16 protein-coding genes are annotated in these 17457 nt (G+C 75.0%); 7 read left to right on the forward strand and 9 right to left on the reverse strand.

Features of this window, described 5'->3' with window-relative positions:
* Positions 1 to 10: 10 nt before the first annotated feature.
* Both PV796_RS05160 and PV796_RS05165 read left to right on the forward strand, forming a co-directional pair.
* On the forward strand, positions 11 to 856 hold the full coding sequence (locus PV796_RS05160) for a hypothetical protein (RefSeq protein WP_446750558.1): 846 nt from the start codon (positions 11 to 13) through the stop codon (positions 854 to 856).
* Between the two features lie 163 nt (positions 857 to 1019).
* A complete protein-coding gene (locus tag PV796_RS05165; RefSeq protein WP_274911714.1) occupies positions 1020 to 2132 on the forward strand; it encodes a PP2C family protein-serine/threonine phosphatase in 1113 nt (370 codons plus the stop codon).
* 9 nt (positions 2133 to 2141) lie between these two features.
* On the opposite strand, the gene PV796_RS05170 is transcribed toward PV796_RS05165, so the two are convergent.
* Together PV796_RS05170 and PV796_RS05175 are read right to left on the reverse strand one after the other, a co-directional pair.
* A complete protein-coding gene (locus tag PV796_RS05170; RefSeq protein WP_274911715.1) occupies positions 2142 to 3311 on the reverse strand; it encodes a PP2C family protein-serine/threonine phosphatase in 1170 nt (389 codons plus the stop codon).
* 165 nt (positions 3312 to 3476) lie between these two features.
* Positions 3477 to 5009: a hypothetical protein gene (locus tag PV796_RS05175; RefSeq protein ID WP_274911716.1), complete on the reverse strand. Its 1533-nt coding sequence runs from the start codon at positions 5007 to 5009 to the stop codon at positions 3477 to 3479.
* 205 nt (positions 5010 to 5214) lie between these two features.
* On the opposite strand from PV796_RS05175, the gene PV796_RS05180 reads away from it, so the two are divergent.
* The gene (locus PV796_RS05180) at positions 5215 to 5556 is read left to right on the forward strand and encodes an ArsR/SmtB family transcription factor (protein ID WP_274918871.1); all 342 of its coding nucleotides are present in this window, start codon (positions 5215 to 5217) and stop codon (positions 5554 to 5556) included.
* Positions 5549 to 8272: a magnesium-translocating P-type ATPase gene (mgtA, locus tag PV796_RS05185; RefSeq protein WP_446750559.1), complete on the forward strand. Its 2724-nt coding sequence runs from the start codon at positions 5549 to 5551 to the stop codon at positions 8270 to 8272. Before PV796_RS05180 ends, mgtA begins: the two co-directional genes overlap by 8 nt.
* 45 nt (positions 8273 to 8317) lie before the next feature.
* Here the strand turns inward: mgtA and PV796_RS05190 are convergent, their stop codons facing one another.
* Together PV796_RS05190 and PV796_RS05195 are read right to left on the reverse strand one after the other, a co-directional pair.
* A complete protein-coding gene (locus tag PV796_RS05190; RefSeq protein WP_274911717.1) occupies positions 8318 to 9712 on the reverse strand; it encodes a hypothetical protein in 1395 nt (464 codons plus the stop codon).
* A 91-nt stretch (positions 9713 to 9803) separates the two neighbouring features.
* Positions 9804 to 11285 (reverse strand): LCP family protein, encoded by a 1482-nt coding sequence (locus PV796_RS05195; RefSeq protein ID WP_446750560.1) that lies wholly within the window; start codon positions 11283 to 11285, stop codon positions 9804 to 9806.
* A 157-nt stretch (positions 11286 to 11442) separates the two neighbouring features.
* Between PV796_RS05195 and tatA the strand changes: the two genes are divergently transcribed.
* Positions 11443 to 11796: a Sec-independent protein translocase subunit TatA gene (tatA, locus tag PV796_RS05200; RefSeq protein WP_274911718.1), complete on the forward strand. Its 354-nt coding sequence runs from the start codon at positions 11443 to 11445 to the stop codon at positions 11794 to 11796.
* A 39-nt stretch (positions 11797 to 11835) separates the two neighbouring features.
* Here tatA and PV796_RS05205 read toward each other — a convergent pair whose 3' ends face one another.
* Positions 11836 to 12090 carry a hypothetical protein gene (locus PV796_RS05205; protein ID WP_274911719.1) on the reverse strand — a complete coding sequence of 85 codons (255 nt, stop codon included), beginning with the start codon at positions 12088 to 12090 and terminating at the stop codon, positions 11836 to 11838.
* Positions 12091 to 12245: 155 nt separating this feature from the next.
* On the opposite strand from PV796_RS05205, the gene PV796_RS05210 reads away from it, so the two are divergent.
* Positions 12246 to 13070, forward strand: coding sequence for a hypothetical protein (locus PV796_RS05210; RefSeq protein WP_274911720.1), 825 nt, complete (start codon positions 12246 to 12248; stop codon positions 13068 to 13070).
* 54 nt (positions 13071 to 13124) lie between these two features.
* Here the strand turns inward: PV796_RS05210 and PV796_RS05215 are convergent, their stop codons facing one another.
* Positions 13125 to 13706, reverse strand: coding sequence for a TerD family protein (locus PV796_RS05215; RefSeq protein WP_274911721.1), 582 nt, complete (start codon positions 13704 to 13706; stop codon positions 13125 to 13127).
* A 146-nt stretch (positions 13707 to 13852) separates the two neighbouring features.
* Positions 13853 to 14119, reverse strand: a complete 267-nt coding sequence (locus tag PV796_RS05220; protein ID WP_274911722.1) for a GlsB/YeaQ/YmgE family stress response membrane protein — start codon at positions 14117 to 14119, stop codon at positions 13853 to 13855.
* Between the two features lie 275 nt (positions 14120 to 14394).
* Here PV796_RS05220 and PV796_RS05225 point away from each other — a divergent pair, with 275 nt between their 5' ends.
* Complete coding sequence (locus PV796_RS05225; protein WP_274911723.1) at positions 14395 to 15441, forward strand: zinc-binding alcohol dehydrogenase family protein; 1047 nt, start codon at positions 14395 to 14397, stop codon at positions 15439 to 15441.
* On the opposite strand, the gene PV796_RS05230 is transcribed toward PV796_RS05225, so the two are convergent.
* Together PV796_RS05230 and PV796_RS05235 are read right to left on the reverse strand one after the other, a co-directional pair.
* Entirely contained in the window at positions 15428 to 15802 is a 375-nt protein-coding gene (locus tag PV796_RS05230) for an MmcQ/YjbR family DNA-binding protein (RefSeq protein WP_274911724.1), read from the reverse strand. The two genes, PV796_RS05225 and PV796_RS05230, sit on opposite strands and share 14 nt — an antisense overlap.
* A gap of 95 nt (positions 15803 to 15897) precedes the next feature.
* Positions 15898 to 17358, reverse strand: a complete 1461-nt coding sequence (locus tag PV796_RS05235; RefSeq protein WP_274911725.1) for an SDR family oxidoreductase — start codon at positions 17356 to 17358, stop codon at positions 15898 to 15900.
* Positions 17359 to 17457: the final 99 nt, after the last annotated feature.

A 17457-nucleotide genomic window follows, 5' to 3' on the forward strand; every position in this document is an offset into this window, starting at 1 on the left:
TGTAGGCAAGATGACGGGGCGTACTGCCCGTGCGATGCGGGGTGCCGGGGTGGTGGTGAGCGCCGCCGCGGTGGCGTTCGTCGGGGCCGGCGCGGCGGTCGCCGACAGTCCCGGCCCGAGCGCCAGCGCCAGCAGTGCGGGGGACGCCGCCAAGGGGCCCACGGAGGCCGGCACCTCCTTCCGTACCGCGACGCCGCTCGCCCTGGACCAGCGGGCCACCGCCAGCGCCTCCACCGGCGACTACCTGTACTGGGTGCTGCCGGCCGACGTCGGGCAGCGGGTCACCGTCAAGGCGAAGGTCACGCTGCCGAAGACGGCCCGACACGGCGCGGCCGCCTGGCAGTTGGACGTGTACGACGGGCTGCGGCGCCGGCAGGCGTGCCGCTACGGCGTGCAGACCAGGGCGGCGGCCGAGAACGCCGACGCGGTCGAGCTGTCCTGCGCGCTGCGCACGGTGCGCGGCTGGGCCGAGCAGTGGTCCAACGACCCGTTGCCCGGCAACTACTACGTCCGGCTGACCGCCGTCGACCTGCCACAGGAGGAGCTGGGGCAACCGGTGCAGACGGAGGTCGAGGCGTCCGCGGCCGACGCGGGCGGCGCCCAGGCGGTGGACGGGAAGCTGTCCGCTCCCCTGGTGCCGGGCGCCGGGGCCGCGTCGCCGAAGCCGCAGCAGAGCGGCGCGACGCAGGCGCCCGCCGCGGACGGCGCGCCGGACGGCGGCTGGTCCTCGGGCTGGTGGTCGGACCGCTGGGTGTGGACCGCGATCGGCGGCGTACTGGCGGCGCTGGCCGGCATCGGCGGCTACCGCCTGACCCGCGGTTCGGGCCGGCCGACGCACCTGCCGCCGGGCGTCTGACCGACCGGCGGACCGGGCCGGACGGTCGCGGTGGGGCGCGGCGGGGTCGCGGCGGCCCACCGGGGACGCCCGGCCCCGGAACCCCGCCGTCCGGCCCCGTCGGCGGCCGGCGGCGGGGTACGCCCTACGGGCGCGGGGGCCGGCCCAGGTGTAGAGAAGAGGTATGCGCGTCCGGCACCGTCGTCATCGAAGCGGCCGGCCCTGGCGGCCCAGCCACGGGTTGATCGCCCTGCCGCTCGCCCTGATCGCGGCGGTCACGGTGCTGGACCTCACCACGCCCACCACCGTCCACCTGGGCCCGTTCCTGGTGGCGGCGCCGGCGCTGACCGCCTCGTTCGCCGGCCCCGTCCTCACCGGCGCCATCGGGGCCCTGGCGGTGGCCGCGCAGATCCTCATCGGCTTCCTGCACGGCGGGATCACCACCTCGAACCACGAGGCGCAGATCGCCGCGCTGGTCATCATCTCGGTGCTGGTCACCCTCTTCCGCTACGCCCGCGACCGGCACCAGCGGCAGTTGAGCCAGGTCCGCACGGTGGCGGTCGCCGCCCAGCAGGTGCTGCTGTGGCCGTTGCCGCGCCGGAGCGGGGCGCTGCGGATCGAGTCGGCGTACATCTCCGCGGAGGCCGAGGCCGAGATCGGCGGCGACCTCTACGCGGCGGTGCCGGTGCCGGGCGGGACGCGGCTGGTCATCGGGGACGTCCGCGGCAAGGGCCTGACCGCGATCGGGGAGGCCGCGGCGCTGGTCGGGGCGTTCCGCGGCACGGCCTACCAGCACCTCGCGCTGCCGGCGGCCGTCGCGCACCTGGGCAACGCGGTGCACTGGAACATGGCGCACGCCCCGGAGGAGGACCCGGAGTCCTTCGTGACCGCCCTGGTCCTGGACGTCTACGACGACGGCCCGTGCGTCGAACTGGTCAACTGCGGACACCCCCCACCGCTGGTCCTGGGGAGCGGCGGAATCCGGTCGCTGGAGGTCGCCGCGCCGGCGGTGCCGCTGGGGCTGACGGCCCCGGCGGAGGGCGACTACAAGGTGGAGAGCTTCGCGTTCGGGCCGGGCGAGGTGCTGCTGCTCTACACGGACGGGGTGATCGAGACCCGGGACCGCTCGGGGGCGTTCTACCCGTTGACCGAGCGGCTGGCCGAGTGGAACGAGCCCGATCCGGCGGCGCTGATCGGGCGGCTGCACGACGATCTGCTGCGGTACGCGGACGGCAATCTGGGCGACGACGTGGCCATGGTCGCGATCACCCGGCCCCCGGGGTACGGCCCGGGTTGACGGGCCCGGTCAGCGGCGGCGGATCCGCGCGGCCAGCACCGCGACGTCGTCCTCGGCGTGCCGGCCGCCGAGGCGGAGCAGCACCTCGTCGAGGGCGGCGGCCACGCCGGTCCGGGCCGGCAGCCGCGTCCCGGCGAGCCGGGCGAGCGAGACGTCGATGTCCTCGCCGCGCCGCTCGACCAGGCCGTCGGTGAACATCAGCAGGGTGTCGTCGGCGGTGAGCGGGCACCTGACGGGTTCGTAGCCGCCGGCGCCGGTACCCAGCGGCGGGCCGGCGGGCACCGGCAGCAGTCGGGCGGTGCCGTCGGCGCCGAAGACGGCCGGCGGGAGGTGGCCGGCGCTGGCGAAGGCCGCGATGCCGCGGGCCGGGTCGATCTGGGCCAGCAGGCAGGTCGCCGGGCGGCGGTCGTCCCGGGCCGCGGCGGCGTCGAGTTGGCGCAGCACCCGGTGGGGCGGCAGTTCGGCGGAGGCGACGTAGCGGAGCGCGGCGCGGTAGCCGCTCATCTCCACGGCGGCCTCCAGGCCGTGCCCCATCACGTCGCCCATCACCAACAGGGTCCGCCCGAAGTGGAGTCGGACCGTCTCGCACCAGTCGCCGCCGACCAGGGTGCCGCTGTCGGCCGGCAGGTAGCGGGTGGCGAGCTCCAGGTTGGGGTGCGGCCGGCCGGGCTCGGCCAGGAGGGCGCGCTGGAGGTCCAGGGCGGTGCGCCGGGCGGCGGCGTGCCGGCGGGCGTGCGCGAGGTGGACGGCGGCCAGGCGGGCCGCGTGGTGGAGGGTGGCGGTCTCGTGCGCGGTGAAGCCGCCGCCGGCGCGGGCGGCGAGCAGGACGCCGTGCAACTGCCCGTGGGCGAGCAGCGGGACCGACACCGGGGCGGTCGCGGCGGGGCCGTGCAGTTCCAGCAGGGGCGTGCGGCCCTCGATCGCGACGCGGTGGAGCGCCGCCGGGGACGCGACGGCCGCCTCGGGTGCGCCGCCCGCGTCCCGCTCGTGTGCGACCGGCCCGACCTCGTCGGGGAGCAGTTCCACCGCGGCGGCGTCGCACAGCGAGCGGCAGGCGAAGCGGGCCAGTTCGCGGCAGGTGGTGCGGGCGTCCAGCGTGGTGCCGATGAGTTCGGCGGCATCCTCGGCGGCGCGCAGCCGGCGGGCCCGTTCGGCGTGGCCGGTGCTGATCGCGGTCATGGACCCACTTCCGGAACTGCTGGGTGCGACGAGGTGACGGGGCGTGGTGGGGGTGCTCCACGGTCTCTCGATCAAACACGGTGCGGAAGCCTCGGGTCCGTACGAGTGGGCGGAGAGCGGATGAATTCTGGGTTCACGGGAGTTCGCCGGGCATGGGCCGGCGCGTCACCGGGCGGTCGTGGCCGGCGGAAGGTAGACGCGGTAGCCGCGGAAGCTGGCGACGTCGGGCAGGGGCGCGGGCCGCCAGCCGCGGGCGAGTGCGGGCGGGGCGGCGGCCGGCGGGACGAGCAGCGCCACCGGCCGGCGGGCGGCCTCGGCCACCAGTTGTTCCGGGGTGGTGCCGGCGTCGGGTCCGGCGGTCTGTCGGGAGGCGCAGCCGGCGTAGTAGGCGAGTTGGACGGCGTGATCGCCGGAGAGCACGCAGGGCGGGCGGACCCCGAGCGCGTGCAGGGCGTCGGCCGCGGCCGTGAAGTCCCGACGCATGTGGCGGTTGCGGGCGGTGTTGCCGGTGAGCACGGCGAGTTGGACGACCAGGTGGACGGCGAGCGCGACGGCGAGGAGGGCCGCGGGGCGCGGCCGGAGTTGCCCCTCGGGGGCGACCAGTCGGCACAGGCCGTCGGCCACCGGGAGCGCCAACAGGGCGTAGGCGGGCAGCAGGAAGCGCGGTGCGGCGTAGTCGAGGAGGAAGAGGTAGGGCACCGCCGTCGCGGCCGCGACGGCGACCGGCAGCACGGCGGTGGCGGTGCGCCGGGCCCGACGGGCGGCCAGCACGCCGGCGGCGGTCAGCGGCGGCAGCGCGAACCACCACACCGCGGTGACCGGGTGCGTCCAGGGCACGTCGCAGGGCCGGCACAGCCCACGCCCGTCCAGGCTGCGGAGCTGGGCGCCGACGGCGAGGTGCCAGCCGATGCCGCCCTGGATCTCGGCGGCGCGGTGCAGCCGGGCGAGCAGGCCCCCGTAGTGGGCGTACGCCTCGACGAGCCAGTCCGCGGCGCCCAGCAGCAGCCCGCCGGCCATCAACGGGACCAGCGCGGGGCGCCGCCAACGGGGCACCACCAGCGCCGCGGTGGCCGGTACCAGCACCAGCCAGGCGGCGTCCGGCGGGCGCATCAGCGCGACGACCGCGACGGCCAACGGGAGCCCGACGAGCGCCCGGCGGTCCCCGCGGTCCTGGACGGCGCGCAGGAAGCAGCCGGTGGCGGCGAGCGCCCCGTAGGCGGACCACAGGTTCGGCATGACCTGCGGGCCGTAGTAGAGGGTGATCCAGAGGGTGGCGAAGAGGGCGCCGCCGAGGGCCAGTACCCGGGTGGGCAGCAGCGGCCGCCAGACCCGCAGCGCCGCCCACAGCCCGGCGCCGGACAGGACCGCGAGGGCGATCCGCAGGGCGGTGGCGTCGGGGGTCAGCGCGGCGACGGGGGCGATGAGGTAGGTGATGCCGCGGGCCCGGGGCGCGCTGAAGAAGGCGGCCGGCAGGTCCCGGGCGACCTGGCTGGCGTAGACCGTCTCGTCCCAGCCCAGGCCGGTCCCGGGGACCACCAGGGCGAGTTGGAGGAGGGCGAACGCGGCGCCGGTGAGGGCGAGCCAGGGGCGCGGGCGGGACGCTGACCGGGACTCCGGGGTGGGCCGGCGTTCGGCGCGGGCGGGCGCCGGGGCCGTCCGTACCGCCCGGGCGTCCGGCAGGGGCCGGCTCTCGTCCATGATCAGACCTCGCGGGGTGGGAGGGGCGCCGGTGGGGCTCCGCCATCATGCGGGCAGCCGGCCGGCCGGGCACTGCGCGCGCGCCGATCAACAGCCGGCTTCGGCCTGCCGGCGGATCCGGCGCGCCGCCTACACTGGGCGCTCCGGTGCAAGCGGCGCGGGAGGACGGAGTGCGGCAGTGGTGAGGAGCATCGAGGGGGAGGCGATGGCCGACCCGTCCGCCGAGGTGCTGGCCGAGGCGGCCGGGGTGTTCGGCCTGCTGGCCTCGCCCCCCAGACTGCACATCGTCTGGGCACTGGCCCAAGGAGAGAGCGACGTCAGCGGCCTGGCCGAACGGGTCGGCGGAGCCCTACCCGCCATCAGCCAACACCTCTCCAAACTCAAACTGGCCGGCCTGGTCCGCTCCCGCCGCGAAGGCCGCCGCGTCGTCTACTTCGTCGACGACCCCGAAACCGTCACCGTGATGCGCACCCTCGTCACCCAACTCGCCGCCCGCAACGCACCCCCGACACCGGCACCGGCCCGCCTGCGCCGGCTCGGTGCCTGAGACCACCGCCGTGTCGGGGGCGAGCCCGGTGCCCCCGGATGCGGAGGCGGTGTGCGCGGGCCCGGTGGAGCCACCGGGCGGTGCCGGGACGGAGGAGTCGGCGGCGCTGACGTCGTTGCAGCTCATGCGGCGGCTGGACAGCGGGCCGCGCGGGCTGACCGAGGCCGAGGCCGAGGAGCGGCTGGCGCGCCACGGGGAGAACACCGTGCCGTCGTGGCGGCCGGTGTCCTGGCCGCGGCGGTTCCTGGGGGCGCTGCGCGATCCGTTCACCACGGTGCTGCTGTGTCTGGCGCTGGTCTCGGCGGCCGTCGCCTCGTGGGGCACCGCCTGCGTGATCATGACGCTGGTGGTGGTCAGTTGCGCGTTGCGGTCCGGCGGTGAGCACCAGGCGGGTCGGGCGATGGCGGCGCTGCGGGAGTTGGTCGCCACCACCTCGTCGGTGCAGCGCCGGGCCGATGCGCAGGCGCCGCCGCAGGTGCGGGAGGTCCCGGTCGACCAGTTGGTGGTCGGGGACGTGGTGCGGCTGGGGCCGGGCGATCTGATCCCGGCGGACGTGCGGTTGCTGCGCGCCAACGGACTGACGGTGCATCAGGCGGCGTTGACCGGGGAGTCAGCGCCGGTGCCGAAGCGGGCCCTGGACGCCCCGCCCACCGCGGAGCAGGACGGGGAGGAGCCGCCGCATCTGTGCTTCCAGGGCAGCAGCGTGGCGACCGGGAGCGGCACCGGCCTGGTGGTGGCGACCGGTCGGGACACCCGGTTCGCCGCGGCCTACCGCGAGCGGGCCCGGCGGCGCGGCGAGACCGCCTTCGACCGGTCGGTGCACGGCATCGCCTGGACCCTGATCCGCTTCATGCTGCTGACCCCGCCGCTGGTGCTGATGGCCAACGCGGCGCTGCGCGGGCGGGGGTTGGAGACGCTGCCGTTCGCGGTGGCGGTCGCGGTCGGGCTGACGCCGGAGATGCTGCCGGTGATCGTGACCACCGCGCTGGCCCGCGGCGCCGCGCTGCTGGCCCGGACCAGCGGGGTGATCGTCAAGCGGCTGCCGGCGCTGCACGACCTGGGCGCGATCGACGTGCTGTGCCTGGACAAGACCGGCACCCTCACGCAGGACCGGCCGGTCGTGGTGCGGTCGGTGGACCCGGACGGTGCGCCCGATCCGGAAGTGCTGCGCCTGGCGGCGGTCAACAGCTTCTGGACCATCGAGCTGGCCGAACTGCCGGTCCCGGACGCGCTGGACGAGGCGGTGCTGACGGCCGCCGACGACATGGGCGCGGATCCGCTGGAGTTCGACGGGATCGCGGCGCTGCCGTTCGACCCGGCGGTGCGGACGTCCACGGCGGTGGTCCGCCGCCCGGGGCAGCACGGCTCGCACACCCTGGTCGTCAAGGGCGCGGTGGAGGACGTCCTGGCCCGGTGCGGGCGGCTGCGGACCGGCGGGCGGGAGGTGGCGCTGGACGGGGCGGCCCGGGAGCGGCTGTTGCGGAGCGCCGCCGCGGAGGCGGACGGCGGCCTGCGGCTGCTGGCCGTGGCCCGCGGCGACCGCCGCCCCCGGCTCGGCGCGTACACCGACGCGGACGTGCGGGGGCTGACCTTCCTCGGCTTCGTGGCGCTGAGCGATGCGCTGGCGCCGTCGGCAGCGGACGCGCTGCGGGTGTTGGCCGAGCGCGGGGTGGCGGTGAAGGTGCTCACCGGCGACCATCCCGGCACCGCGGCCCGGGCCTGCCGGGATCTGGGACTGGAGCCGGGCGAGGTGCTCACCGCCGGCCGGTTGGCCGGGCTGGACGGGCCGGCGCTGGCCGAGGCGGTCGGGCGGGCCACGGTCGTCGCGCGCTGCACGGCCCAGGACAAGGCCCGGATCGTCACGGCGCTGCGCGCGGCCGGGCACACCACCGGGTTCCTCGGCGACGGGGTCAACGACCTGCCGGCGCTGCACGCGGCCGACGTCGGGATCTGCCCGCGCGATGCGGTGCCGGTGGCGCGGGAGGGCGCCGATGTGGTGCTGGCCGAGAAGGACCTGACCGCGATCGAGCGGGCGATCACCACCGGCCGGCTGGCCAGCGGCAACATCTCGGCCTACCTGCGGATCACGCTGTCGTCCAACCTCGGCAACGTGATCGCGATGCTGGCGGCGGGGCTGCTGCTGCCGTTCCTGCCGATGCTGCCGGCCCAGGTGCTGGTGCAGAACCTCTGCTTCGACGCGGCGCAGCTCTCGCTCGCCTTCGACCGGCCGGCGGCGGGCGCGGCGCGCCGGCCCGCGGTGCTGCGGCCGCGGGTGTTCCTGCGCTTCATCACCGCGTTCGGCGTGATCAACGCCACCGCCGACCTGGCGACGTTCGGGGCGCTGGCGCTCGCCGCGCGGGCCACCGCGGGGGTGGACAGCCCGACGATGTTCCACGCCGGGTGGTTCACCGAGAACCTGCTCACCCAGGGGATGGTGATGCTGCTGTTGCGCACCGGGCGACGGGCCGCGGAGGGGCGGACGGTCGGTCCGGTCCACCTGGCGGTGACCGCGCTGGCGGTGGTCGGGCTGCTGCTGCCGGTCTCCCCGTTGGCCCCGGTGCTGGCCATGTCGGCCCCGCCGCCGCTGTACTACCTGCTGCTCTCGGTCGTGTTGACGCTCTACGGGGCGGCGCTGGCGTTCGCGCGCACCCGGTACGCGCGCCGGGAACGCGGCGCGGAAGCGCCCGAGGGCGTGCCCGACGGATCGCAGCTCTGATCCGCGGGCCCGCCCTCGGGGGGAACGGCTAACAGGTCGGTCGGCTCACCAGTCGCCGCCGCCGAACCCTCCGCCGTCGAAGCCGCCGCCGTCGCCGAAACCGCCCGCGAAGTCCCCGGGGTTGAAGTCGGCGCCGGACTCGGTGCCGCCCTCGGGACCGCTGAGGAACGACGGGGAGTCGGCGTACGCGCTCGGGGCGCTGAGCACCGAGCCGAGCACGGTGCCGGCGACCATCGCGGTGAGCACGCTGCCGCCGCCGAAGTAGCCGCCGGCCCACGGGGAGTAGGCCGGTCCGGCGTCCCAGTAGGGCTGCCGGCCGCCCGGGGTCTGGACGGTGCGGGACATCGGCTCCAGGCCGTCGGCCAGGCGGGCCGCGTCGGCGGCGCAGGCCGGGACCGGGCGCGGGGCGCCGCCGGGCGGGGCCCACGCGACGTCGACGGTGGAGGGGCCGTGCCGCGGGTCGAAGAAGCAGGGCAGCCGGCGCTCGGGCAACGGGGCGCCGGTGCGGCGGGCGGCCAGGGTGGCCAGCGCGAACCGGCCGTCCTCCAGCGCCTCGGTCACCGGGCGGACGTCGTCGGGGCGGTGGGCCTTTGCCATCTTCGTCTTGGCGAGGTCGTAGGCGTCCAGGGCGCCGCTGTAGTCCGCGCGCATCGCGTCGGTGGCGCCGGGCTCGGACGGGGTGAAGTCCAGCCGCTCCAACTCCTCGCCGAAGGCGGTGATGTCCTCGTCGACGACCACCCGCAGCGTCTCCAGTTCGGCGCGCTCGCGCTCCTCCCGCTGCTTCTTGGCCCGGCGGAAGAGGGCGTAGCCGCCGACCCCGCCGGCGACCACCACGGCGCCGCCGATCAGCAGCCCGGTACCCGAACCGCCGGCGCCCGCGCCCTCGTTCCACGAGGCGGGCGCCCCGCCGCGGGCCTGGGCGGCGGCCTGCTGGGCGAACTCGGTGACCATGGCCTTGGTGTCGCCCTTGTGGGAGTCACGCGCCGCGTCCTTGAGGTTGTGCACCGCGTTGCGGGGCAGGACCTGGCCGTCGGCGCCGGCGTTGAATCCGTTGGCGCCGAGGTGGACGGCGTAGACGCCGGTGATCCCGACCTTGGTGCGCAGGTCCTGCAGCAGGGTCTTCTGGGGGAACTCGGGGGCGTCGGGCAGGACGGCGACGAAGACCGGCTTGTCGGCGTCGAGTATCTTCTGCGCGAGGGCCTTCCGGTCGGCGTCCGGGAGCTGGTCGCGGACCCGTGGATCGACGTACACCGGGCTCTTCTTGAGGGCCTCGGCGACGGCGTCCAGGCCGCCGCCCGCGGCGTGCGCCAGCTGCGGCGCGGCCACCGCCGCGCCGAGCAGCGCCAGGGCCGCCAGCAGGAGTCCGGCCAGGACTCTGGACAGGGCGCCGGGAACGGCTCTGGGCATCGCGCCGGGGGAGGGCCGGCTAAGGGTTGACATGGGCTGATCTTCTCCTCAACATCGTGGCGACATGGGGGACATGGGCGACAAGTGACGTACCGGTGCCGGCGACCGTCGCAAGGTACCGGCGCTAACCGTACGAGAGATCGGCGCACGGGTCGTCCGCTGCGGAGCGCGCCGCGCCGCCGCGGTGTGCCGGCGGGGTGGCGGGGCCGTCGGCGTAGTCCCGGCCGAGGGTGACGCTGACGCCGGGCGCGGCGGCCTGCCGGAGCACCGCGCCGGCGAACTGCTGGGCGACGGCCCGCGCCTGGTCCTGCTGGCCGGGACCGTAGGCGACGACGGTGGCGGTGTACTGGTGGGCCGCGGCGGTGGCGGTGCGGGTCACGGTGAAGCCGGCCGTCCGGAGTTGGGCGGCGGCGTGCGCGGCGAGCCCGGCGACGGAGGTGCCGTTGTAGACCGCGACGGCGGCGCCGGGCGCGGGCGGCGCGGCGACGGGCGTCGGGACGGCGGCCTTGGGGTCCTCCTGCGCGCCGCGGTGCGGGCCGCCCCCGGCGTCCTGGCCGTCGATGGTGCGGTCGGCGCGCAGGTCGGCCCAGAGGTGGTCGGCGTCCGGGTGGACCACCGCGACCCGGGCGCCCTGGTAACGCCAGGGCACGGTCAGGAACTTGGTGTCGCGCAGGTCGACGTCCTTCATCGACAGCGCGAAGGCGAGGAGCCGGTCCGCGGAGCCCAGCCCGGGGTCGACGGTGAGGGCCGCGGTGGCCGCCCGGGCCAGCGGGAGCAGCGTGGAGGGGTTCATGCCGCGGGACTTGACCTTCTTGATCAGCGCGGCGGTGAACGCCTGTTGGCGCTTGATCCGGCCGATGTCGGAGCCGTCCCCGAGGCCGTGCCGCAGGCGGACGTAGTCCAACGCCCGCTGCCCGGAGACGGATTGCGGCCCCCGGGAGAAGAGCCGTTTGCCGCGGGCCCCCCGGTGCGGGTTGAGGTCGCCCTCGTAGACGTCCTGCGGCACGCAGACCGCCACCCCGCCGACGGCCGTGGTCAGCGCGGCGAAGCCGGCGAAGTCGACGACGACGGTGTGGTCCACCCGCACTCCGGTCAGTTGCTCCACGGTGTTCTGGGTGCAGGCCGGGTTCCCCTTGGCCGTGCCGCCCACCGTGAACGCGGAGTTGAACATCGCGGCCGACCTGGCCGGCGTCCACGTCCCGTCGGGCATCCGGCAGGGCGGGATCCCGACGAGCGCGTCCCGGGGGAAGGAGACCGCGAGCGCGTGCCGGCCGTCGCCGTAGACGTGCAGCAGGAACGCGGTGTCGGAGCGCCCCACGTCGCCGGTGCCGCCGCCCAGCTTGCGGTTCTCGCCGGACCGCGAGTCGGAGCCGATGACCAGGACGTTGTTGCCGCCGGCGCCGGCGGCGGGCCGGTCCCGACTGAGGCCGTCCGCGCCGAAGGTGGAGATGTCCCCGTTGAGCTGGAGGTAGAGCCAGCCGGCGCCGGCGACCAGCAGCACCAGGAGCGAGAGGGTCGTCGCGGCCGCCGTACGGACCGCGCCCGGCCCGCGCCCGGCCTCCGCCCCGTCCCCCCGTGCGCCTCCTGCCCTGTGGCTGCGTGTCACGTGTGCACCCTCGTCCGTGCGATTTCCCGACGGCAGACGGATCCCCCCTGCCCAGGGTTATACAGTTGCGCAATGTAGCAAGTGAAATGTGAGCCCGGCCCCGCGAGACCGGCCGCGCACACCGACTGTGGTGACAAACGAGAGAAGGGTGGCAGCGATGCTGCGCAACGGACTGGAACCTTGGCATCTACTGATCGTGGCGCTCGTGGTGATCCTCCTCTTCGGCTCCAAGAAGCTGCCGGACACCGCCCGCGCGCTGGGCAAGTCGCTGCGCATCCTCAAGAGCGAGACCAAGGCGATGCGGGAGGACGACGGGACGCCGCCCACCGCGGCCTACGCTCCCGGCCCGCAGGAGTCGGCGGAGGCACCGCGGACGATCCACGCGGCACCCGGCGCCGCCGCGACCGGCACCACCTCCGGCACCCCGGCCGCCAGCGCCACCCCCGGCACCGCCGAGCGACCGGCCGCCGCCCCCGCGAACCAGGAAGCCGGCCCGAACCCCGCGCACTGAAGCCGGGCCGCCACCGGCACGCCTCCACCTACACCGGCCTCACGGGCTCACCCCGTCGAAGCCGTACCGCAGGGGCTCGCTCTTCACCTTGAGGTCGCGGCGGTAGATGTGCAGCGCCGCGATCTGCATGCCCTCGGGGGCACTCTCCACCCGACAGGGATGGCTCACCTGGAGCACGCTCGGCCGACCGGTCAGTTGCAGCCGCACCCCGTCGGCGGGCCCTCCGGTCAGCACTGCCGTCTCCCAGTGCGCCGCGTCCGTCATCGCGCCCTGCACCAACTTCGTTTCGTCCATGAGCAACACTTTAGGGATTGCGCAACCAGGGAACCATCAAGGAGCGCGCCGCGTTGTCTGAGCGGTGGCCGCCCCCCGTTCACCGCCCGGGCGACGCGGCCGGCAAGCGGGCCGGGCCCCCGGGCAATTGACCCTCAACCCATCGGGGATGACACGTGCACCACAACGACCGCTTAACGGCCCAGGACGCTCTCGCCTTCGAGCGCACCCTGGACCAGGCCCTCAACTCCCCGGACCTCAGAGCCGCGTTGTCCCGCACCGCCGGTTCGGTCAACGCCGAGCAGCTGCGCAGCGCGGCGCTGCAGTCCCGTGACACCCTGGCCGCCACGGCGGCCTCGGAACACCGCGAGCTGCTCCGGCTGCGCACCGCCTCGGCCGACGCGCCCGCCAGCGTCGTCCCCTCGCCGTCCGGCGTCGGCACGACCTCCCGGAGCGGTGGACTGCTGCCCGCGCTGGGGGTGTTGATACCAGGGCTGGCCACCACCGCCGCGGCCGTCTTCCTGTTGTTCGGCTTCGGGCTGCGCGCCGTGGCCCCGTCCTCCCTCGCCGACAACCTGATCACGGCGGGCTGGACGTCCGCCGGGGTCGCCGTCGTCGCGACCCTGGTCGGGCTGGTCTGGCTGCTGACGACGGCCGCCCGCAACCGCGCCGGCGACGCCTCCGCCGAGTCCGACCCGGCGGCCGCCCGGGCGCACGAGGTCTGGCAACTGGCCCTGTTGGAGCGGGGGATCATGCCGTTCCTGCTCGGTCGGATCGACGCCGCGGTGCGCGGTGTGCCGGCCGCCGAGCGCCCGGCGCTCCCCCGCCCGGCCGCGGCCGGCGTGGTCGGCGGCGCGGGCGAGGGGCGTCCGGCGCCGGCCGACGGTCCGGGCTTCAGCTCGCCCGACTTCGCCAGCCCGGATTTCGCCAGCCCCGACTTCGCCGGCCCGGATTACGGCCGGCCGGGCTTCACCGGGCCGTCGGCGTCCGACTCCCCGTGATGCGCGCCGCCGGGGAAGCCCCCCGGCGGCGCCGCACCGTCCGGGCCGGGCACCTCACAGATGCGCGACGACGGCGGGTATCAGGTCCTCGAACGTCCGCCCCTGGGCGGGCGCGCCGATCGCGGCCATCTCCCAACCGCCGCCCGACCGGAAGACCTTGGCCATGATCTGGGCGGTGTGCGAGCCGCCGGCGGAGAGGGTGTAGCGGGCCAGCTCCTGGCCACTGGCCTCGTCGAGCAGGCGGCAGAAGGCGTTCTCCACCTCCTGGAAGGTCTGCCCGGTGAAGGAGTTGACGGTGAAGACGATCTGGTCGACGTGGGCCGGCACCCGCTGGAGGTCGACCAGGATCGACTCGTCGTCGCCGCCCTGACCGGCGCCGCCGACGAGGTTGTCGCCGGTGTGCCGCACCGAACCGTCGTCGCTCACCAGGTGGTTGAAGAAGACGACGTCGACGGGCTGCTGGCCGGCGAAGAGCACGGCCGAGGCGTCGAGGTCGATCTCGCGGGCGGTGAGTCGGGCGAGGAAGCCCTTGCGGCGGGCGGCCTGCCAGCCCAGGCCCATCCGGACCACACTCAACGAGCCGCCGTCGGCCTTGCTCAGGCTGACCTTCTGGCCCTTGCTCAAGTTCACACTCATCTGATTCCCCATATGTCGGTCTCCCCAGGAAACGGACGCGCCGGCACGGCAGTTCCGGATTCCGTCGACGAATCCGCGATCCCTGTCACGCGCGAAACGGACATACTGGGACGGAGTTGGCCATTGACGGCCGGGCCGGCGCGCGCTCAGTCGCGGGAATTACCGAACAGCAACCGGTAGATGATGAGCAGGACCAGGGCACCGGCGATGGCCGCGACCCAGGTGGCGACGTCGAAGAAGTTGTGCGCGATCGGCCGGTGCAGGAACTTCGCCGACAGCCAACCGCCGATGAACGAACCGGCGATGCCGATGAGCGTGGTGCCCACCAGCCCGCCGGGGTCCCGCCCAGGAAGCAGGAACTTGGCTATCGCCCCGGCCAGGAGCCCGAGCACGATCCAACTGATGATGCCCACGGGACATCCTCCCCTCGGTGGTGGGTACGCAGGTCGTTGTGTACCCAGATCGTTGTGTGCGGCGGTCGTTGGGTGAGCGGTCGTCGGCCACGGACGCCGTGGACAAGGACGCCGCCGGGTACCGGCACCGTTGCCTCGGGGACGCCCGGTGAACGGCCGCCGCCGTCGCACGCTCGCGAAAATCTACATCACTGTAGAAGTTGGCCGCGCGCGATCCGGCCAGGACCTGCGGCACCGCGTTTGCCGGGGCGTCGGGCCGGCGGGAGGCTGGGGGTATGGCGGGCGCCGGGCTCCCGGAGACGTTGTCCGGGTGGGCCGTTGAGCGGCCGGGGCCGATGGCCTCGGGACCGCTGACGGCGGTGCGCCGCCCCGTTCCGGTGCCCGGTCCCGGAGAACTGCTGGTGAGGGTGGAGGCTTGCGGTGTCTGTCGTACGGATCTGCATCTCGCTGAGGGTGATCTTCCGCCGCACCGGCCGGGCACCATACCGGGACACGAGATCGTGGGGCGGGTGGTGGCCGCGGGTCCGGCGGTGACGCGTTTCCGGGTCGGCGACCGGGCGGGCGGCGCCTGGCTCCGCGCCACCTGCGGCGAGTGCCGCTACTGCCGGTCCGGCGCCGAGAACCTCTGCCCCGCCTCGCGGTACACCGGGTGGGACGCGGACGGCGGATTCGCCGACCTGACCCTGCTGCCGGCCGACTACTCCTACCCGCTGCCGGAGTCCCAAGACGCCAAGACGCTGGCCCCGTTGCTGTGCGCCGGGATCATCGGCTACCGGGCGCTGCGACGGTCCGCGCTGCCACCGGGCGGGCGGCTGGGCATCTACGGCTTCGGCGGCTCGGCCCACCTGGCGGCCCAGGTGGCGGTGGCCGAGGGGGCCCGGGTGCACGTGCTCACCCGGTCCCCGCAGGCGCGCGAACTGGCCCGCGCCCTGGGCGCGATGTCGGTCGGCGACGCCTACGACCGGCCGCCCGAACCGCTGGACTCGGCGATCCTCTTCGCGCCGGTGGGTGAGTTGGTACCGGTGGCACTGGCGGCGCTGGACCGCTCCGGGACGCTCGCGGTGGCCGGCATCCACCTCACCGACGTCCCCCCGCTCGACTACCAGGAACACCTCTTCTACGAGCGGAACTTGCGCAGCGTGACCGCCAACACCCGGCTCGACGGGCGGGAGTTCCTCCGGACCGCCGCGCGCATCGGCATCCGGGTCAGCACCATGCGGTATCCGCTGGGCCGCGCCCCCGAGGCGCTCGCCGACCTCGCGGGCGACCGGGTGCAGGGGGCGGCGGTGCTGGTGCCGGACGGGGAGTTCAGCCCGTCGTGAGATAGGCCGCGACGAGGTCGGCGGGGGCCGCCTGCTTCCAGGAGTCGACGAGGATGTCGCGGAGCTCGTCCCGGTCGTCGAGGGCGGCCAGCCGCACCCGGACCCAGTGCGAACCCGCCTCGTGCGGCGGCACCCAGAACTTCGCCGGCTCCGCCGCGATCAGTTCACCGCGCTCGTGGAGGGGGCACCGCACCGCGAACGAGGTCTCGTCGTCGGGCACGGTCAGGAACATCTTCCCGGCGACCCGGAAGGTGGGCATGCTCCACGCCTCCTTCTCCACGGTCTGCGGGAGGGAGAGCGCGATGCGGCGGACGTCGCGGGAGTCGAGCCCGGAGCCGGCGCCGGAGGCGGTCGTGGTCACCTCACCAGGGTACGACCCGATGATCTCCGCCGGAGGGGCGGCGGAGCGCCGCCCGGAGCCGCGGAGCGCGACCCCGGTGCGGCGGCCGCGGGGGTTCACCACGGGGACGGGGCGTAGTCCTTGAGGAAGCAGCCGTGCAGGTCCTCGCCCTGTTCACCGCGGACGATCGGGTCGTAGACCCGGGCCGCGCCGTCCACCAGGTCCAGCGGGGCGTGGAAGCCCTCGTCGGCCAGCCGCATCTTCTCCGGGTGCGGGCGCTCGTCGGTGATCCAGCCGGTGTCGACCGCGGTCATCAGGATGCCGTCGGTCTCCAGCATCTCGCGGGCGCTGGTGCGGGTGAGCATGTTGAGCGCGGCCTTGGCCATGTTGGTGTGCGGGTGGCCGGCCCCCTTGTAGCCGCGGCTGAACTGGCCCTCCATCGCGGAGACGTTGACCACGTACTTGCGCCGGGCCGGGGAGCCGGCCAGCGCCGGACGCAACTTGCTGACCAGGAGGAACGGCGCGGTCATGTTGCAGAGCTGGACCTCCAGCAGCTCCACCGGGTCGACCTCGTCCACCTTGTGTATCCAGCTGTTGCGCGCGTGCAGATCGGGCACCAGCCCGCCGGCGTCGATCGCGGTGCCCGCCTCGATCCGGGCCGGCGAGGCCGAACCGCTGGTCAGGGCGAGGGCGGTGAGGTGCTCGGCGGTCATCGGGTCGGCCTCGCCGGCCGTTATGGCCGGCAGTTCGGGGGCCCCGCTGCCGAAGCGGCCCAGGATGACCGGGGTGGGCAACTCCCCCGCGGGCAGCGGCGCGGACTCGGCCTCCACCAGCTTGCGGTACGCCTCGGGCGAACGGCGCACGGTCTGCGCGGCGTTGTTGATCAGGATGTCCAACGGGCCCTCGGCGCGCACCGACTCGGCGAGCGAGAGGACCTGCGCCGGGTCGCGCAGATCGATCCCGACGATCTTCAGCCGGTGCAGCCACTCCGCGCTGTCCGGCATCGCCGCGAAGCGCCGGACCGCGTCGTTGGGGAAGCGGGTGGTGATGGTGGTGTGTGCGCCGTCCCGCAGCAGGCGGAGCGCGATGTACATGCCGATCTTGGCGCGGCCCCCGGTGAGCAGCGCGCGCCGCCCCGTGAGGTCCGTCCTGGCCTCCCGGCGGGCCCGGTTCTCCTCCGCGCAGGACGGGCAGAGCTGGTGGTAGAACGCGTCGACCTCGACGTACCGGTCCTTGCAGACGTAGCAGGAGCGGGGCCGCTCCAGGATGCCGGCGAGCTCCGTGCTCACCGAACTGGCCAGCGCGCGGCCCATCGTCTCGTCGTCGATCCGGTCCGCGGCGCCGGTGGCGGTGGCCTCGGTGACGGCCTTGTCGTGGGCGGTCTTGGCGGCCCGGCGCTCCTGCCGGCGGCGCCGCTTGACCTCGCGGAAGACGCCGGCGGTGGCGCGTCGTATGGCGATCGCGTCGGGGTGGTCCAGCGGCAGGGTGTCGAGCTCCTCCAACACGCCGAGGCAGATCGCCATCCGCTCCGCGTCGATGCCTACGCCCTCGGCCCGGCCTTCTTCGGTCACCGTCATCGCCGCTGCCGCTTTCCTGGGTTCGTACGGTCTCGCCAGGCCGGCCGCCTCCGGCCCTCAAACCCTGTTCGAGCTTCGGCGGAACTTTACGTAGCGGCG

It is taken from the genome of Streptomyces sp. WZ-12 (assembly GCF_028898845.1).
Classification (GTDB): domain Bacteria; phylum Actinomycetota; class Actinomycetes; order Streptomycetales; family Streptomycetaceae; genus Streptomyces.